The organism is Pseudoalteromonas phenolica, from assembly GCF_005876835.1.
Classification (GTDB): Bacteria; Pseudomonadota; Gammaproteobacteria; order Enterobacterales; family Alteromonadaceae; genus Pseudoalteromonas; species Pseudoalteromonas phenolica_B.
On record NZ_PPSW01000017.1, the window covers coordinates 22371 to 39751 of the forward strand.

Sequence of the window (17381 nt, forward strand, 5' to 3'; positions counted from 1 at the left end):
GGCTAGCAGTTTAATGACATAATTACTGATAGAACGAATTTAATTACTGTCAACCAAACTATAGAAGAGGGTTATTTAACAGGAAACTTACTTAAAACTCTAACCATTTCCAGCTCTGAAATAGGTTTTGCGATGAAGTCATCCATACCACTGGCAAAACATTTTTCTTTGTCTTCATCAAATGTGTTTGCTGTCATTGCAACTATGTTTGGTCGTTGGTTTTTATATCTCGCTATAATTTCTTTCGTTGCATCATGGCCGTTCATTACAGGCATTTGTATATCCATAAAAATAAAGCTGTAATGTTTCTGCTCTAGCTTACCTAATGCGACTTGACCGTTTTCTGCAATATCGTATTTATAGCCAAGCTTTTCAAGTAATAGGCCTGCAACCTTTTGATTAATTAAGTTGTCTTCAACAATTAAGATGGTATGAGGCTGTAACTCTGAGGCCGATAAGGTGTTATGGGAGGTCTTTTCAGGCGATTGAGGAAGCTGTTTTTGAGCGACCTTTTTTAAAGGTAAGCTGACAGTAAACTTAGTGCCTTTATCCAACTCGCTATGTACTTGAATTTTACCATTCATTGCTTTTGCTAATTTAGCAGAAATAGCGAGACCCAGCCCGGTGCCACCGTATTCTCGAGTTGTTGACCCATCTCCTTGAACAAAGGGCTCAAACAGCCAAGTCTGTGCATCTTTAGTCATGCCAATGCCAGTATCTTCAACTGCAATTGTTAATTCATAGTCGTTCTTTTCTAGCGCTTTACCTGACAGAGCAATAGACACACTGCCGTTTTTGGTAAATTTAACACCATTATTCAATAAGTTATGTAAGAGCTGCTTAATTCTCAACGCGTCACCAATCAACTGTGTTGGTAACTGTACGTCTAACTGTTCAGTGAATGTGAGACCTTTTCGGTTAACTTCGGGCTTAATTTCAATAGTGATGCTTTCAATCAGTTTAGATAGTACAAATGGGCTGGAAATGAGTTTGATATTGTTTGTTTCTAGCTTGCTATATTCAAGGACGTCTGTAACAACCCCGAGCAAATTTTCTGTGCTTTCATATATGGTGTTGAGCATCTCAAGTTGATGAGGCTCTAACTGCGTGTTTTGCAGTAATTGCACAAGATTCAAAATGCCGTTCATCGGTGTTTTGAGCTCATGTGACATATTAGCCAAGAACTCCGATTTTAGCTGATTTGAACGTAATAGCACCTGTGCTTCGTTTTTTAGCTTTATTCTCTTATGTTCCTCAGCTTTTGTGATGAGTAAACGTTTTACTGCGGCACTAAACAGCTCAATGATAATAAGAGAAGAAGAGTTAAACGCTTGACCCTGCTGCAGAAAAACCAAAGTGTTTGATTTATTTTTTTCGAGCGGGAGCACTTGATAAATAAGGTAGTATTGAACTTGGTTGATGAGCACTATGGTGTTGTTTTTAAGTTCTTTGATTTGTAGTGACTCTATGGTCTCTATTAGATGCCCGTCACCTTCTCCATAAAGACAGTCTATATGTTCTTCATTATCAATCATAAGACAATAATCAAAGTTTAATGTCCAAAGCAGTTTGTTTACTGCGTTGAGCAAGATCCTTTGAGACGACCAGTCGGCATGCATACTGTCGTCAGCAAGATTACTGGTAAGCTCTATTAATGAAGATAATTGGTAAGAATCAATTACACTGCCATTCATAATTACATTACTACGTTATCTTTAAGTAAGTTAGCGAACTCTTCGTCAACGACCAGCATCATGCCTTGGGCCAATGTGTTTGAGTAATTCACGACACTGGCGAGAGACATAAGTTCAAATACTTGGTTTTTTGTTAACCCACTGTCCAACAAACTTTTATGATCATGTTTAGTAACCATAGCGCTATTAGTTGCCATCTTAACGGCAAAGTCTATTGATACCTTTACTCGTTTAGGGTTTAACTCAGAAGATTTTTGTAAAACTTGGTTGATGGTTTCATCATCGATATTTAGATATCTACATATAGCACAATGAATAGACGTGCAGTAGGCACATTCACGTTCGTTAGAAATAGCGATAAATACCAGTTCTTTAAGTGCTCTAGGTAACTCTCCGGTGAGGAGTACGTTTTTGAATAGCGCCCAGGTAGTCTGTAAAATATGTGGGTTGTAATTACCAAGCACCTTGAAGTAATCTACTAACCCTTCATTGCCTAAGTGTTCAAAAATATCGTCATAAATCGCTTTGACTTCATTATTTGAATCGGCATATTCCAACGTGTTGTAAATCCCCATGTCAAAGCACTCCTTTTTGAAATGATAATTTAAAATTAGCACTAACATTAAGGGTAGTCCTTTTTCATCATATAAAAAGTCTTTAATGCAAATTTTTGTTATTAAAAAGCAGAGATTTGTTTTTAATTTTAGAACGTTTTGAAAGGTTAGTTTTATCGCTTTGGATCAGTTTTGTGCGGTTAATAAGATTTGCTCAAACACGCCAGAAAAAGTTAGGTGATTGAACGCACGTTCAATCGTTTTCAGTTGCTCCTTGGTGACAGATACTTTACTAAAAGCGAAATACACAGGGGCTTGATTGACGATGATTGGGTGAACAAAGACATCTTTTGGGGTTAGTTCATGTCTAATTTCGTACTCGATGTTTAATTGCTCTTCTAAAAAACCGAAGATCCTGTTTTTGATCAGCAAAGAAAGTTTAGTGTCATTATTAGGTACTTTGAAAAAGTATCTGTCGGCAGGCGTAAGTGTTTTAGTGAACGCATTAAATGATTCACCATAATAAGCACCTTCTTGAATGCCAAGCGGAAGTGGTATCTTTAAAATGTCTTTAAATGAAGACACTACAATATCAGGATTTGCTTTACTGACTATTTTTATTTTTTCAATGCGTTGAGGGCCGATAAAGTGCGCGAATTTAGTACGTTCAGTTGTTTTACTGACACTCAACATCACATCGAGTTCGCCCACTTCTAGCATTTTTAAAGCTCGTCCCCAGGGAACGGGAACAAACCGATAACTGCAGCCAGCTTGATTGAGTAATGCTTTAGTCAGCTCGATGTCAATGCCTTGCCACTGCTTATTCTCATCTCGATGTGATTGTGCAGCGTAGTCTTCAACGCGCACCACTAGTTCGCAACTCAAGGCATGGGTACTAAATAGAAATAATGCAAATACGAACAATTGTCTAAACATGGTTAATGCAGTTTTTTCAAGGCATTTTTTAAGTTTAGTTGAGTCGCGCCTTTATTGCTTTTTTATTGCGAATTTTTTAATGTCACCTTCAATGCTTTCCATTTTAGCGATCAGTAAACTGCCATCAGGTTTAATATCATAATGCCAAATGAGAGACCCCGATTTCTTCAATTCAGGTGTACTGGGGTTTTGCATATCAAGTTGCCAGATGTAATCTTGTTTTGACCATTGGCTGAGCCAATACATTGATTGATTTTGAAACCTTACATCTCGAAAATGATGAGCTTGTTGCTTAGACAGCGTCGTTAATATATCAATATTGTTTGAGTTATCTATAGTTGTCGTGGTCAGTAACTGTTGCTCTTTTAATATTAGCCATTGCTGCGTTTGATGATGAAAGCCAACAAAATCGTTTTTAAGTTGTGTTTTACCAATAACGCGACCTGTGAGATCATAAGTGTAAATATTTTCACCATCAGAACCCCAAACTTGTTCGTTGTTTATCCAGCCCGCATTTTTTAAGGTGAGGGGCAGGTTAGATGAAAATTGTTTTGTTGTGCGGTTTCTATCATATAAAACAATATTGTTATCGCGGTTTGATAACAACAAACTATTATCAGGTGACCAATTTAGAATACCAACGTATTCATGACCCTGATGAAATGAGAGCTGACGGATCTTATCATCCGCATGTAAGTAAACCTCACATACACCAGTGCGACGAGACATAAATGCAGTTTCTCCAAGTAAGTTACTGACTGGCAGGTAATCAATACTTGAGCTTGAGAAAATCGGTAAATCATCGTTATCTCTTATATTAACCTGCCAACTCTCAGCGGCCGCAAAGATATCACCATGCTTATCTATAGAAAGGGTAGAGAAGATCCCTTGAGTCGAGCGCATCACACTATACTGTTGCTGATCCCAGTGTGTCGCGATGAGGTTATGATACTTACTTTCATCATTAGTAATGACGGTCTGTTGTTTCGCATCAAAAGTGGCTAGCCAAATTGGGTAAGGCCAAGTGAGATGAATGTGGCCGTCTAAAGTAATTAACTTTGAATGATAGTTTACTTGTTTGATGAGATAGAAGGTTTGGTTTTCCCATGCCTTGAGTGCTTTTATTAGTTTTTCGCCCTTGCTAAGTGGCACGGGTATCTTCACAAATTGACGGGTGCTTAGACGATACAAAAAGCCTTCACTGTCATCCCAACGATGCACGACCAGAGTTAATTCGTCATCTGATTGCCAAATTGGGGCTTCAATACGGTCACATGAAATCGCTTCAGTTTCATGTAACTGTTTGCCATTAAGGCTAATAATTTTTAAAACACATTTATCTTCAAGGTACTGCCAAAATGCCACTAGGTCTTTTTTGGGATGCCAACTTGGGTGCGCGATCCGAGTGCTAAAACTATGCTCATAGAGCTGATTGCCTAATTTATTCGCAATAACAAGCTGATTAAATTGGCTGACATAAGCAATTAAATCTTGTTCGAAATGTGCAGCAATATCAAATTCTAACCCCAGCTCGTAGCTGATGTCTTCTACCTTGTACTCTGGTGGGGTAAGTGCTTGAGGTTTATGATTAAAAAAAGCAATTGCGCTAAAGCAAACAATAAAAAACAAGGTGAAAAAGGTTAAGTAAAGAGGCTTTTTTGTAAGTATGGCTAAATTCAAAAAAGCTGAATTGGTTGCAGGTTTTGCCAACTCAATGTCTTTGAGCCCTGGCAAAGTTTTAATAGCTAGCAATCTCACTTCTGCAATGAACACATAGCCTTTTTTAGGTATTGTTTTTATATACTTAGGTGTTCTGGGTGTATCTTTTAATACCTTACGTAGCTTTGCCAATAACTGATAAAGGCTATTCGCTTCAACGATGGTGTCAGGCCAGAGTTCGTCGTTTAAAAGCCCTTGCGATAAGGTTGTGCCTTGTTGTTTTATAAATAGTTCGAGTAGTCGAGCGACTTGCGGCTCTAGCTTTTGTGTGTGTTGGGTTTCACTACACACAAGTTCATCTGTTTCTGGATAAAACACCCAAGTGTCAAACTGATGTCCCTGTGACGAAGATGGCATAAAACGCTTACCGCAGTTGTTAAATTAGTCTCATAGGCGAACGTTATCTTTTATAAGATAAAAGTCAACGTTTATAAGGCTTTCATGAGTGTTATTCAGAAAACTTTCAGGTTTTTCTAGCACGAGTTTTGTTGCAATGAGTGCATCGAAATTCAGTTGGAAGTCGTTATGAAAATTTCACAGGTAGCAAAGGCGATAGTCTTGACCACAATAACAATCGCGCCAGCGGTTCTGGCTCAGACAATCGTACTTGACGGTAAATTAGATGAGCCGCAATGGCAGCAAGCAAAAGCATTTAATACTTTTTATAAAGTTGTGCCTGCCACACTCGAAAAAACTAAAAAACAAGTTAATGCCAAAGTCTACAGCGATGAAAAAGGCATTTATGTTGGCATTATTAACTATCAAAGTGCCAGCACCCGAAAAAAACAATTCAATATCAAAGATAACTTTATGCAAGGCGAGTTCAATCGTATTTATCTCGACTTTGGCGGTGATGGTAGTAGTGGTTATTTATTTGCAACAACCCTTGGTGGCGGTACGCAAGATGCGGTACTCACGCCGCAACTAACAACTGACTACGATTGGGACGGAGACTGGCAAAGCCAGTACTTTGAGCATGAGGATTACTGGTCAACCGAGGTGTTTATTCCTTGGCATACGGTATCGTTTCATCATTCAGCAGATGAAAATGGTCTGTCAGAGGTTGGTGTTTCGGTTCAACTTTATGATATTGCTAATAATTTTATTTACGCCAGTCAAAAGCAAACGATTAGCAATAGTAACTTTTACTTAGCAATGCCGAAGGTATCTGCTGAGATCCCAAACCAGCAGCAACTGGCTTTTATTCCTTATATCACCCAACAGAATGATTTATCAGACCGACAAGGTGATAAAGGACAAACCGATGTGGGCTTTGATTTAATTTATAAACCCGCACACCATCAGAAGCTGAGTGTGTCGGTTAACCCTGATTTCGGTCAAGTTGACAGTGATGATGTAAATATTAATTACAGTGCAGTTGAAACACTGAGAACCGATAAACGCCCGTTTTTCACTCAAGATATCAGCGTTTTTAATGTTCAAGCAGAGCAAAATACCAAGCTGATACATACTCGCCGAATTGGTGCGGGCAGTGATGATGGTAGTGAGCATATTACGCCAATTGATGCCGCCGTAAGATTTGTTCATCAAGGAGAGCAATTACAACTAGGTGCATTTGCTGTTGAAGAGTCGAATTTAGACACTGATGCAGGCAAATCATTCTATGCGGCAAGGGCGAAATATCGACAAAATAATTGGCAAACCGGCTTGCTAACCACCCATGTTAAACGCCCATACCTAGATAGAAGCGCGAGCACATTGGCTTGGGATAGCCAGTATCAAAGTGCAACTTGGTCATTACAAGGGGCGTTACTGCTTAGCCAAATAGATACAGACGCTGAAATAAATACCACTCAAACAGGTAATGGCCTGAGCTTAAACTTGGGCTATCAGTTTTCGCCAAATACTAAAGTCACAAATCGTTATTTAAAACTAAACGACCAGTTCGACAGCCGAGATATGGGGTATTTAGTTAGGAACGATTGGCAATATGCTCAGTCTGAGTTTGAACATTCGGTCAATTACTCGAATGATTGGGTTACACGTGTTAAGCATGTAGTAAAGCTCAGCCATGAAAGTAATGGCGCGTCACAAAGTTTACCCGCTTGGCAAACGTACTCTAGCCAATTTATGCTAACCACAGGGGCGCAGTTTAATTTAACTTTTGATTACTTAACCCAAGGCGAGCAAGATAATCTGGGCTTTAACTCTACCGCATTTACCCAGCCCTCGTCACAAGGTGTCAGGCTATTTTACCAAAGCCCATATGTAGGAGACTTTAGTTGGGCAGCTAGCTTTGAGTATGACAAAGAAGGCTTCGACTCAACATCAACCCAATATGCGGTTGACTTAACTTGGATGCCCCATGCGAATTGGAGCTTAAAGTGGAATAACTATTTAAGAACAGGTGAAGGTTGGCTGGTGGCCAATCAGCAAAATGTAATTAGTGAATACGACAGAGACTATTTCGCTTCAAATATCATCGTAAATGGCTTGATCACCGATAAACTAGAGTGGTCTAGTTCAATACAAGTCGCCTTTTTAGACGCTAAAACTCAGCAAGCTTTTGCAGTACAAGAGCAAGGCGAGCTGCTCAAGCAAGATCTTGACACCAGCTTTGAAGATAACCGCTTAACTGCCCAGTTTAAATTGCGATATCGAATGGGACCCTTCTCAGATGTGTTTTTTGTTTACCGCAGAGGCAGCGTCGATAGCGCCAGTTATGACCGCAATTCAATTGGACAAAATAGTTACGGCAATCGAACCAGCACGCTTTGGACAAATCCTATTGAAGACAGTGTAACGTTTAAAGTTCGATATTTATTCTGATAAACATATGCAAAAAATTAGCTAACACAACCAGGGGGCAGGATGCCCCCTATTTACTAAAATGGACTCAAAGTCAGTGAGTTCGAATTTAAACCTACCTAACCAAATGCCACTTAGTTTGGCGACCAGCCAAGTACCAGACTGTCTTACCATCAAATACAGCATCTTGTTCTAGCTTGATTTGGATCCATTGATTATTCCATTCAGGTAGCTGCATTTTCACATTACCTTCAATGGCATACACCGTATTTGGATATAATTTCCAATCACCTTGAACAGGGGTCGGACTTTGGTTATCCCACATGCCAATGGTTGGGCCAGGTGCGTGGCCAACAAAACCCAGAGGGTGAGTGTAAGTGCTGCTGATGATATTCTCAGCTTCACTTTGCTTAATGGTGTTGGTTAAGATCTGATTACCCGTTAAACCTGTTTTGAAATTACGAGTAAGGATGTCCTGCCAATGATTGCCCAACTTCATTGCAGATTTTAAGCCTTCTGGCACATCGGTTTCGTTGAGTTTTAAGACGTAGCCCATCTCTTGTGTGTCGGTACACTGATTCAAATAGCAAATACCCACATCGGTGTGAATGATATCACCCGGTAAGATTACGCGGTTATATTCGCCTAAAAACGGGGCGTCTTTGTCAACTTTATCGCCTTGGCGTTGAATATTCACATAAGGTTGGAACCACGGTCTGAGCTGCAACGCTTCAAAGCGTTCTCGTAAATACCAAGCAACATCATCGGTGGTCGTCACCCCAGGCGTAATGACTTTATTAGAAAAAGCTTCAGCAATAACGCCACGAGCCAGAGTTACAGCAGTAGGGTAAACTTGTAGTTCTTTTTCGCTGCGGGTCTCAAGCCAACGGATCACTAAGTCCTCTGCACTGACTAAACGCTTTTGGTACTTTTTAGGTAAATTATCAAGTAGTTTATTATGTAAACCAACGCTTAAGCCGTCAGCGAGCGCCCAATCTTCACTAATGTTAATACCGATACGTTTCGGATCTCGCTCAGTAATGACTTCAGCTAAACGTTGCCACTGTTGAGCTTTGCTACCGCCTTCCCAGACAGTTGGATATAAATCGCCGATTGGATAGCGGCTGACACTGAACCGCTCGACACTGCCATCTGGTTGTTTTGAAAAAACGAGCAGTGTGGTGCGTCGGGCAGCAAAAGTGGGTTGTGGAACCAAGGTATAAAATAATTTGTCTTCACCGTATTCGCGATTGATCACCAGCCACATATCAAGATCGGCTTCTTGCATCAGTTTTGGTAGTAAATTGTCGAGTCTGTCTGTCACCATGTCATTGATAGGTGCGACACGCTCTTTGAAAGACAATACATTGGGTAAGGCGTTTACTTCGCGCCCTTGAGCGACTTCTGTTGCTGCTAATTGAGCACTCACTCCTGATAGAGCGAGCATTAAAGCTAGTTTTTTTAACATGGCGGAGGCTTCTACTAAAACTGAATATCTCATTTGATGGTATGTAAGGTGCAATTTCGCTGCAAGTTAGTTTCGGTAGGAGGCTTGTTTTAAGCGTTTATTAAACAGGAACGTGCAGACCAGCACTTTTAATGTAGTTCAGCATTTTAAACGAGTAAAACAGGTCGACATGAGTCAAAAATCTTGCTGTAACTATTATAGCTTAACGAGGCTTAACTGAGCGTCAATTAAGCCTCAAAATGAACAATGCTTTTAGTTTGCAAGTTGCTGCTGTAAATAATCAATGGCAGCATTCACTTGGTTATCAACCTGATTTAATACACTGTCAATGCTTCTTGGGACGTTAATATCTGGTTCAATTCCTTTGTTGATTAAAGGCGTACCATCATGGCGATTTGCTTCCATATTGGTGTACACAAAGTAAGTACCGCTGTCTTGCTCGGCTCCCTCAAAGATATTCATTCTTAAAATATTGCCATTAATTCCTGAAGTTGTTTCACCTAAAATGGGCAAACCACCATTTTGAACAAAGATAAAACTGTGTTCGTTTTGGCTGATACTATGCCTCGATGAAAGCGCAACAGTAGGTATATTAAAGGCATTTTCTGAACGGTAAATCCGTTGCGTGATCACCTGCTTTTTAGCGTCTCGTTGATTTGGACTACCTTGCCAGTGATAAGCGATGGTGTCATTAGTCGCATCGTTTTTTATTAATAGTGCTAACACGCCCTGCCAACCCCGCCAGCTAGTAGGGTATCTTCTCATATCTAATATTACTGCTTTGGCTTCACTCAGTTCATTACGTAATTCAGTAATATCAGCTTCTTGAACGTTATAGACATTGATTTTTAAAATGTTGTCGTCAACATATTCAAAAATATGGTCACTTTTAGGCACATAGGGCATCCCAACAAATGGCTCGCGCTTGTTAAAGTCTTTGGGGAACACTTCAATGCTATGTATATTATTATTCGGTTTACGAATTTCATATTTCACAGGGTTAAAGTGCTTGGCATAAACATCAAACCTCGCACTGAGGTTTTTTCTGTGCAATGTATTCTTTAAGGAATAAATCGATTTATTGTCTAAGTAATTGTTTATTTCTATGCCATCGACTGAAATCACCTCATCACCTATTTCTATACCGGTTGGGTGAGCTGAATCTAACTGAGTAACAATGGCTTTTCCTTCTACTAGTTCGTAGGTAAAAGGGATATAACTTTTGAATCTATATTCTTCAGGTGTTGGGAATACAATAGAAATATGGTTATCGTTTAACTTTGAAAACTCAGCAAAGAGGCTGTTTTGCTTTCTTGGTACATCATCGTCAGTGCATGCAGTTAAAAGGAGCGTTAAACTTTGTGCCCAGTCAACGTCAATTTGCTGAAAGTAAGGCCAAAAATGTGCAATGCTTGCCCACATTTCAGAGACTGTGGTCATACATATTTCAGGTTGTTCAAAGTTGTCGTCTATTTGCCATTTACCTGGCTCTTGATAGGTATAACCTTGTATTTGCTTATCCGTAGGTAAGTACAAAGGTAAGTACAATGTTTGTGCCCCATAGTTGAGTTCTGCAAACCGTTCGCTCGCAGTGTATTCATCATTTTTTAAAGAGGAGAAATCATCAGTTAATAACGTTCGAGTGAAGACACTTTGATTTATTGGCGCATTTTGTTTCCAAGTATAAACGGTGGTCTGATCATTAATTTCAGGTAATTGTGCTCTATTAAAAGCGATATAAGGTGCGATTTGGCGAAGCCGTTCGATGCCCAGTTCAGTTCTTTGCGCTGGTTCAGTTTGACTTAAATCGACTAAACTTTCCGCGATAAACAAGGGCCAATTTGAATCTTGACTCTCGGTTGAGGGGTAAAAATATTTCACGGAATAGGCGACCTTAACAAAGTCTTCTATGTCAGACATTAATTGCTGGTTAAAATCTATTGTGGGCTTTGCCTGTGGCGAGCTTGGAAAAGGTGATACCGCTTTGAGTTTGTCTGGTTCTTGTACATCGTTCTCTTGAGCGTTTTGTGTTTCACTCCCACCACAGCCAAATAACATAGAGCTAAAAATTAGGCTTAATACAGTTCTTTTCATGATAATTCCCTTTACTTTTTAGGTACAAGTTAGTGTTTTTTTTGTACAAAGTAAATATTTAGAGCGTATTAATATGCCTTACCTAACTTTCTCTTTCTGTACTTTCTTGGTTTACTAAGCGATAGCCAGTGATACAAAATGTGCCCGCTAAAAACCATAGAAAACCAGCAATAATAGAAAATGCTGTCACTTGTTCAGGAAAGAGCACGCTCAAAGGCAAAGTGGCGAACCCTCTCAGCGTGCAAATCACTGAGATCGTAATGATGGCTGGTTTTAACATTGGCACTTTTCTGATCACCCCTGCGCCAGACAAACAAAAAACGGCGGTTGCAACAAACAGCAGTGATACCAAAGTTGTTTCTAAGGCTGCACGCCAAGGTGCAGATTTATAGAGTTCAATGAGAGCTTCAGGCGCCATTTGTGCACGATAACACTCTGGGCCTAATACAATACAAGACATATGAGACAAGGCTGTGAAAAGGGCAAGTGCTGCGACGCTTACTAGCATAAATGACCCTGATGAGGTGATTTTCATTTTCTTTCGGTTCCTTTGATAACAAAAAATAATTAAGACATAGGTTAAATGTTAGCGTCTCAATGTTATGACACTTCAACACTCTCTGTTGCCTTCGTTTTAGTTTTTAAAGCTTCAATCAAAGGCTCGACCCCATCCTCTTTACCTAAAATCAGTAGCAGTAACAACAGCCCCCCAGGTAACAAAATAAGCTTCAGGATTGGTCCTAGTACATAACTATAAAAGCCAATAAATGGTAAAAAAATACAGGCACCAATAATGCGAAAAAATAAGTCCATTGTAATCTCCAAGGTAAAATTGAGCGCGCTCATCATAATATTGAGCGCGCTCAATTTTCAATAAGAACTTGGCATTTTTTTTTAAACTTGTTTTAATGTCGCGTGATTTTAGGAGGTAGGGTGTCAAAACGAGAGCAAACAAGATCGCGGATCTTATCGGCTGCATGGCAGCTTTTCACTGAAAATGGCTATGAGAAAACCAGTACTAGAGATATTTCTTCAGCGGCAGGCGTTGCGACGGGTACCGTTTTTAGTCACTTTCCAAATAAACTAGATTTACTCAAATCAGGTCTAGAAACCCAATTAAATAACTTATTAACTGAAACAGCTAAGTCAGACACTTCAACAACACCCGTTGATAGGCTGCTGCATTTTGCCTCAGCACTGTATCCGTTTTACTTGTCTCAACGAGAGTTTAGTAAAGTCTTATTCAAAGAAATTTTATGGCAAAGTCAGTCACTTGACCCACAGTTGAATGCTTTTAAACATCAATTGGCGTTTGGAGATGAGCAAAAATTGGCGTATGTCGATATATTAATGGACGTATATTTTATGACCTTACTTGCTGGTTTAAATGATGATGCACAAAATGACGTTTCACTGATTGAGAAGTTAGAAGAAAAGCTTAAGTTTATTTCTGTGAAGTAACAACTCGAGCCCCTTTGAAATCATTGGGATTCGAGTTGGTCTAGGTCTTTAAGTAACAGTACTTAAATACTCTTGAGGGGCTAAATATAAAGCGCTAGATCTTAAAAAATTGCACTGATTGATAACCACTGTTGGTGATGTGTATTTCTAGCGGTTCATTATTTAAAACTGATTGCTTGATGCCTAAACTTAGACTTTGTAGGTCTTTTAAAACTTCAGGTGCAACATCACCGCCCTGATAAACGGGAAACTTAGCAACCCATACCCCTGCTTTGTTTTTCTTCAAAAGCAAAACTTCACCTTGTAAGCCGTCATAGACTTTTTGATCAATCAAATATTGGTGAACTTGCTCTGCAATAGACTTATCTACACTTGAAGTTTCATATACAAAAGAGGCTTCGCCATGTTGTAAGTTGCTAAAATTATTACTTAAAACAATCGCACCCACCACAAATACGATAACTGAAACAAAAACAAGAATGGCTTTAATCACGTTATTTACCCAATAAGATTCTGATAATGAGCTATTTTAAATGATTGCCAGATATTGGCTATTAATTGGAGACTAACCGACTATTTTCAATGCTGAATGAACAGCAATGAAAATAGCCGCTTACAAGCCAACTAGTTAAAAAAGACCAGTGTCTAAACCTTAAACTTACTGATGTCTTTTTCTAATTCATTGGATATGTCTTTTAGGTTTTGACTGGTTTGCGCATTTTCAGAGGCACTATTCGCTACGCTCTTGATACTGGTTGTAATTTGATTAATGTTTTCGGCGACTTCATTCGCAACGGTCGTTTGCTCCTCGGTAGAAGTCGATATAACAATGTTTAGATCTGCAATTTCAGAAATTGCTGAAGTTATTCTTTGTATTGAATCAGCAGAGCCAGCTGCGATAGAGACGCTCTTTTCTGTTTGATCGGCTGCTTGCTCCATACTCTCTACTGTACGCTTTGACGCATCTTGCAGTGATACAATCATTTCACTGATTTGCTCAGTCGCTTTTTGCGTATTGTGGGCTAACTGTCTCACCTCATCTGCCACAACGGCAAAGCCACGGCCTGACTCTCCCGCTCGAGCAGCTTCAATTGCGGCGTTGAGCGCAAGTAAATTTGTTTGCTCGGCAACACTTTGAATGATCTGCACGACGCTATTAATTTCGTTAGTTTTACCACTTAATAAGTCGATATCGCTTTTAGTTTGGTTGAGCAATTCATGCAATTGATTAATGGCTTGGATATTATCCTGAACACTTTGTAATCCTGCTTGAGCAAGGGAGTCTGATTCATTCGCTTTGTGTGATGTGGTTACTGCGGTATCTGCAACGCCCTTAATCGCTGAACTCATTTGAGTAATGGCCGTTGCTAACATGGTTGTCTGCTGCTCTTGTTGCTCAGTACTGTTGGCAATCGACATGCTATTGTCAGATAGACCCTCAGTTTGTGAACGCAAATTAATCACAAGATTCAGCAAATCAGTAATTAACGCATTAAAGTGAGCAAGCATAGTGTTTACACTCGATGCAGTTTGAGCAAATTCATCATCACCATTTTCATCTACACGTAGGGTTAAATCTGTGTTGTTAGCAATGTTTGCCATAATTTGATTTATGTTATTGAGTGGCATTGTAATCGAGCGATTTATGGCAATCGCTAAGAAAATAACGATTGCGAAAAGAATGATACAGGCCGTAACTAATATCATTTTTTCTTTTTGATAGTCTGCAGCAGCTTGGTCTGCAAATTGTTGCGAGGTATTAAGTTGAAGATCAATTAGCGCATTTAAGCTTGAACTAAAAGGGTCAAATGTGGCGTAAAGTACTTTAACAAATTGTGAGGGGGATTCTGTTAAAGCTCTGTCAGATCTAAGTATAGACTTATACTCTTCTACTTTCGTTTTTACATTATCAAATAAAGCTTCACTATTTCTTATAAGCCTCGACTCTTCAGGTGTAAGCTCTGTTTTAAGATATGCTGTCCATTGCGAAGAGGCTAAGTTTTCTGCATCGTTTATAGAATTAAGTAGTTCAGCTTTAGACATTAAACCTGCATTATATTTATGCAAGTTATCAACGATACTTACTGCATAGTTATCAGAAACAACTTTAATTTGTTTGAGCGGAACCACTCTATCGTTATTTATACTTTGAATGCCAGCAACTAAGTTACCAGTAAGCACCAGCGTTACCGCAGCAAGTAGGAGGAAGGCTATACAAGGAAGTGCAACAAGTAAAATTAGTCTTGCTTTTACGGAAAGTTGGTTTAATAACATCTTTTTACATCCAAACTTACTTATCTTGTAAGTATTAATCAGTTTTAAAAAATTACTATAAAAAAGTTATGGTAAATAATTTATTTTTCAAACTTATGGCAAAACTGCATCTTGTATATGAGTAAGTCATCTTTTATTGAAATGACATGTTTATTGGTGCCCGGTTGCCAGCAAAAGATGTAGATTAATACTTTACTCTTGACACCTTAAGGTATCAACGTGTACCTTAGGGTTACATTTTGAGTGTTTTATAAATATCAACAAGGAGTTGAATATGGAAAAGGTTGCAGTTTCTAACTCAGAAAGAGAACTTCAATATATTACTTGGCACGCTTACTTAGCGCTTGTGATGGGTCTACTTTTTTGCTCAGCGAGCTTAGAGCCATTTTTAGATTTTCAATCATCTAAGGCTTTAACATTTGTTTATGGTATAGCAAAATTTGGTTTGTCAGTGTATTTCATCTATTTAATGTGCAAAGTGGTTACAACGATGTCTAGCATCAAGAAGCGTAATTTTTGGACGGCCAGTTTTGAAGATGAATACTTAAACCATCTGAATCTATTAGGGTTTAAATGGTCTTTCCATAGTGTGATTTTTACTCTTTCACCTTTTCTATTTTCAAACATATCCTCTTTAATTTCAGAGAGTTTTCCTGCTGATAGCATTTCTGCTAAGGCACTTGCGACGTTAGTGGTTGGGGTGATGTTTGTATGCTATGCGTTACCTGTTTTATATGGGCTAAACAAATCAGATGAATGAACAATTAGAGAATGATATTCATTCAGTAAGGGTGCTAAATAAACTCTCACAGCAGCAGTTGGCTGATGCTGTGGGAGTCTCTCGTAAAACAATTAGTACTATTGAGACTGGTCGTTTTACACCGTCAGTGGTGATTGCTTTAAAAATAGCTAAGTTTTTTGATATGCCTTTAGAGTCGTTATTTAAATTAAAGTGATGGGCTTTAATTAGGGCGTGTTTATCTTTGAGGTATGAATTTTGTTCAAATCAAAGGCTTTCAATACACGAAATGAGCTACGAAGCTTAATAGTTTATGTGAGTGGCGAATGACAAAGTAGTGGAAGCCTTTGGTTGAACTCTCAGAGCAGCGCGAGTTGGCCATTTATTCGGCGTTATCGGCTGACTTACATAGAATAACTATGCCACGCAGCCTCTGCCTGGCCTAAATACCCAACTCACTGCTGCAAAAACACACAGCAAAGGTCAACACGCCCTAATCTCGTTGATAGGTTACTTCAATACTCGCTTTGGCAAGCATATTCGCATTTACCATATAGCCGACAACGGCACTTTTGGTATCTCCAGACACATTAAGCGGCTTAGCTAACGCGAAAACTGTGAATTGATAGCGGTGCGGGCCATGTCCTTTTGGCGGGCAAGCACCGCCAAAATCATTACTGCCAAAATCGTTATTGATCTGTATCGCGCCTTGAGGCAACAGCGTATTATCTAATATTCCCACACCAGTTTTTAACTCAGTAGTATTAGCTGGTAGGTTTACGAGTTGCCAGTGCCACCAGCCACTTCCTGTTGGGGCATCTGGATCATATGCAAATACAGCATAAGCTTTGGTATCTTTGGGTGCACCAGACCAAGCAAGGTGAGGTGAGAGATTACCACCATCACAGCCAAAGCCTTTATAAACATGTTTTGAGCTAAGCACTTCTCCCGCTTTGATATCGTTACTGGATAACTCAAAAGTATTTGTTTTGGCAAAGGCGGTCATTGAAATTAACAATGTTGCAGATAAAGAGAGCGGTAAAGAGACAAAACGCTGGTGCATCCGTATTCCTTTTTAAATTAAATAGGTACAAGCTACTTTAACAGCTGAGCAAAATTTATGATCTGCTGCTTTGGTAGGGTAAGTGTTTTACTGCAATCTAAATGTAAAAGCCCAGTCATGTGAATATCGAAATAGCTGAATACTTTCTCAAAGAAACCAGCAAAAACAGGGCAGACTTCTTTACTAGCAGAGGTTGTTAGTACAAACCCTTTCTTATTCTTGAGCCCTTTACCTATGTGTTTAATTTCAGGGTTTTCTGTTAGCTCTGTGATGCGGTCAATTAAACGCTTCATATTCGAAGTGACGCCGTGCCAGTAAACTGGAGAGGCAAAAACGATGTTATCAGCCCAAGAGAGTGCCTCAGCAATGTCGTAAAAGTCATCTCGACTATAAAAGTTGTGATAGTTGTAATCGGCATAATTATGAGCGTCTAAATTAAAGTAGCGTGTATGGTTTTCATTTATTTGCGATCGTACAGCTTGAGTCAGTTGATAGGTGTTGCCTGCTTGATTAGCACTAGAGAAAAGTATGAGAGTATTTGCCATTGTATGCTTCCTTTTAGTTTGAATGGCACACAGCTTAAAAGCTCAACTTAACTTTAGGTAAAGGT

At 39.2% G+C, this 17381-nt stretch carries 15 protein-coding genes and 1 pseudogene; 4 read left to right on the top strand and 12 right to left on the bottom strand.

The genetic code is table 11. From position 1 onward, the window contains the following. Nucleotides 1-71: 71 nt before the first annotated feature. From C1E24_RS11985 to C1E24_RS12000, 4 genes are all read right to left on the bottom strand, one after another. Complete coding sequence (locus tag C1E24_RS11985) at nucleotides 72-1694, bottom strand: ATP-binding protein (protein WP_138481751.1); 1623 nt, start codon at nucleotides 1692-1694, stop codon at nucleotides 72-74. 2 nt (nucleotides 1695-1696) lie between these two features. Next, on the bottom strand, nucleotides 1697-2269 hold the full coding sequence (locus C1E24_RS11990; RefSeq protein ID WP_171040886.1) for a carboxymuconolactone decarboxylase family protein: 573 nt from the start codon (nucleotides 2267-2269) through the stop codon (nucleotides 1697-1699). Nucleotides 2270-2434: 165 nt separating this feature from the next. Beyond that, nucleotides 2435-3184 (bottom strand): substrate-binding periplasmic protein, encoded by a 750-nt coding sequence (locus C1E24_RS11995; RefSeq protein ID WP_138481755.1) that lies wholly within the window; start codon nucleotides 3182-3184, stop codon nucleotides 2435-2437. Nucleotides 3185-3235: 51 nt separating this feature from the next. Then, nucleotides 3236-5260, bottom strand: a complete 2025-nt coding sequence (locus C1E24_RS12000) for a transcriptional regulator (RefSeq protein ID WP_138481757.1) — start codon at nucleotides 5258-5260, stop codon at nucleotides 3236-3238. A gap of 168 nt (nucleotides 5261-5428) precedes the next feature. On the opposite strand from C1E24_RS12000, the gene C1E24_RS12005 reads away from it, so the two are divergent. Further along, the gene (locus tag C1E24_RS12005) at nucleotides 5429-7693 is read left to right on the top strand and encodes a DUF5916 domain-containing protein (protein WP_138481758.1); all 2265 of its coding nucleotides are present in this window, start codon (nucleotides 5429-5431) and stop codon (nucleotides 7691-7693) included. A gap of 94 nt (nucleotides 7694-7787) precedes the next feature. Here the strand turns inward: C1E24_RS12005 and C1E24_RS12010 are convergent, their stop codons facing one another. The 4 genes from C1E24_RS12010 to C1E24_RS12025 form a co-directional block, all read right to left on the bottom strand. Further along, nucleotides 7788-9140: a M24 family metallopeptidase gene (locus C1E24_RS12010; RefSeq protein WP_138481760.1), complete on the bottom strand. Its 1353-nt coding sequence runs from the start codon at nucleotides 9138-9140 to the stop codon at nucleotides 7788-7790. A 252-nt stretch (nucleotides 9141-9392) separates the two neighbouring features. Next, nucleotides 9393-11234 (bottom strand): S41 family peptidase, encoded by a 1842-nt coding sequence (locus tag C1E24_RS12015; RefSeq protein ID WP_138481761.1) that lies wholly within the window; start codon nucleotides 11232-11234, stop codon nucleotides 9393-9395. Nucleotides 11235-11316: 82 nt separating this feature from the next. After that, nucleotides 11317-11769 (bottom strand): hypothetical protein, encoded by a 453-nt coding sequence (locus tag C1E24_RS12020; protein WP_138481763.1) that lies wholly within the window; start codon nucleotides 11767-11769, stop codon nucleotides 11317-11319. Nucleotides 11770-11834: 65 nt separating this feature from the next. Continuing rightward, on the bottom strand, nucleotides 11835-12047 hold the full coding sequence (locus C1E24_RS12025) for a hypothetical protein (RefSeq protein ID WP_138481765.1): 213 nt from the start codon (nucleotides 12045-12047) through the stop codon (nucleotides 11835-11837). A gap of 120 nt (nucleotides 12048-12167) precedes the next feature. Between C1E24_RS12025 and C1E24_RS12030 the strand changes: the two genes are divergently transcribed. Beyond that, the gene (locus C1E24_RS12030) at nucleotides 12168-12695 is read left to right on the top strand and encodes a TetR/AcrR family transcriptional regulator (RefSeq protein WP_171040887.1); all 528 of its coding nucleotides are present in this window, start codon (nucleotides 12168-12170) and stop codon (nucleotides 12693-12695) included. A 94-nt stretch (nucleotides 12696-12789) separates the two neighbouring features. Here C1E24_RS12030 and C1E24_RS12035 read toward each other — a convergent pair whose 3' ends face one another. Both C1E24_RS12035 and C1E24_RS12040 read right to left on the bottom strand, forming a co-directional pair. After that, nucleotides 12790-13188: a hypothetical protein gene (locus C1E24_RS12035; RefSeq protein WP_138481769.1), complete on the bottom strand. Its 399-nt coding sequence runs from the start codon at nucleotides 13186-13188 to the stop codon at nucleotides 12790-12792. Between the two features lie 152 nt (nucleotides 13189-13340). After that, nucleotides 13341-14942, bottom strand: a pseudogene (locus C1E24_RS12040) (methyl-accepting chemotaxis protein); the annotation flags it as partial. A gap of 301 nt (nucleotides 14943-15243) precedes the next feature. Here C1E24_RS12040 and C1E24_RS12045 point away from each other — a divergent pair. Both C1E24_RS12045 and C1E24_RS12050 read left to right on the top strand, forming a co-directional pair. After that, nucleotides 15244-15729 carry a hypothetical protein gene (locus C1E24_RS12045; protein ID WP_138481773.1) on the top strand — a complete coding sequence of 162 codons (486 nt, stop codon included), beginning with the start codon at nucleotides 15244-15246 and terminating at the stop codon, nucleotides 15727-15729. Continuing rightward, nucleotides 15722-15925, top strand: a complete 204-nt coding sequence (locus C1E24_RS12050; RefSeq protein ID WP_138481774.1) for a helix-turn-helix transcriptional regulator — start codon at nucleotides 15722-15724, stop codon at nucleotides 15923-15925. The genes C1E24_RS12045 and C1E24_RS12050 overlap by 8 nt, the downstream gene beginning before the upstream one ends. Nucleotides 15926-16201: 276 nt before the next feature. Here C1E24_RS12050 and C1E24_RS12055 read toward each other — a convergent pair whose 3' ends face one another. Then, complete coding sequence (locus tag C1E24_RS12055) at nucleotides 16202-16771, bottom strand: YbhB/YbcL family Raf kinase inhibitor-like protein (protein ID WP_138481776.1); 570 nt, start codon at nucleotides 16769-16771, stop codon at nucleotides 16202-16204. Between the two features lie 32 nt (nucleotides 16772-16803). Further along, nucleotides 16804-17316 carry a flavodoxin family protein gene (locus C1E24_RS12060; protein ID WP_138481778.1) on the bottom strand — a complete coding sequence of 171 codons (513 nt, stop codon included), beginning with the start codon at nucleotides 17314-17316 and terminating at the stop codon, nucleotides 16804-16806. Between the last annotated feature and the right edge of the window lie 65 nt (nucleotides 17317-17381).

Bases quoted from the DNA above. Each gene is read 5' to 3' on its own strand.
- C1E24_RS11985 (WP_138481751.1), bottom strand. From the start codon at position 1,694: ATGAATGGCAGTGTAATTGATTCTTACCAATTATCTTCATTAATAGAG.
- C1E24_RS11990 (WP_171040886.1), bottom strand. From the start codon at position 2,269: ATGGGGATTTACAACACGTTGGAATATGCCGATTCAAATAATGAAGTC.
- C1E24_RS11995 (WP_138481755.1), bottom strand. From the start codon at position 3,184: ATGTTTAGACAATTGTTCGTATTTGCATTATTTCTATTTAGTACCCAT.
- C1E24_RS12000 (WP_138481757.1), bottom strand. From the start codon at position 5,260: ATGCCATCTTCGTCACAGGGACATCAGTTTGACACTTGGGTGTTTTAT.
- C1E24_RS12005 (WP_138481758.1), top strand. From the start codon at position 5,429: ATGAAAATTTCACAGGTAGCAAAGGCGATAGTCTTGACCACAATAACA.
- C1E24_RS12010 (WP_138481760.1), bottom strand. From the start codon at position 9,140: ATGTTAAAAAAACTAGCTTTAATGCTCGCTCTATCAGGAGTGAGTGCT.
- C1E24_RS12015 (WP_138481761.1), bottom strand. From the start codon at position 11,234: ATGAAAAGAACTGTATTAAGCCTAATTTTTAGCTCTATGTTATTTGGC.
- C1E24_RS12020 (WP_138481763.1), bottom strand. From the start codon at position 11,769: ATGAAAATCACCTCATCAGGGTCATTTATGCTAGTAAGCGTCGCAGCA.
- C1E24_RS12025 (WP_138481765.1), bottom strand. From the start codon at position 12,047: ATGGACTTATTTTTTCGCATTATTGGTGCCTGTATTTTTTTACCATTT.
- C1E24_RS12045 (WP_138481773.1), top strand. From the start codon at position 15,244: ATGGAAAAGGTTGCAGTTTCTAACTCAGAAAGAGAACTTCAATATATT.
- C1E24_RS12050 (WP_138481774.1), top strand. From the start codon at position 15,722: ATGAATGAACAATTAGAGAATGATATTCATTCAGTAAGGGTGCTAAAT.
- C1E24_RS12055 (WP_138481776.1), bottom strand. From the start codon at position 16,771: ATGCACCAGCGTTTTGTCTCTTTACCGCTCTCTTTATCTGCAACATTG.
- C1E24_RS12060 (WP_138481778.1), bottom strand. From the start codon at position 17,316: ATGGCAAATACTCTCATACTTTTCTCTAGTGCTAATCAAGCAGGCAAC.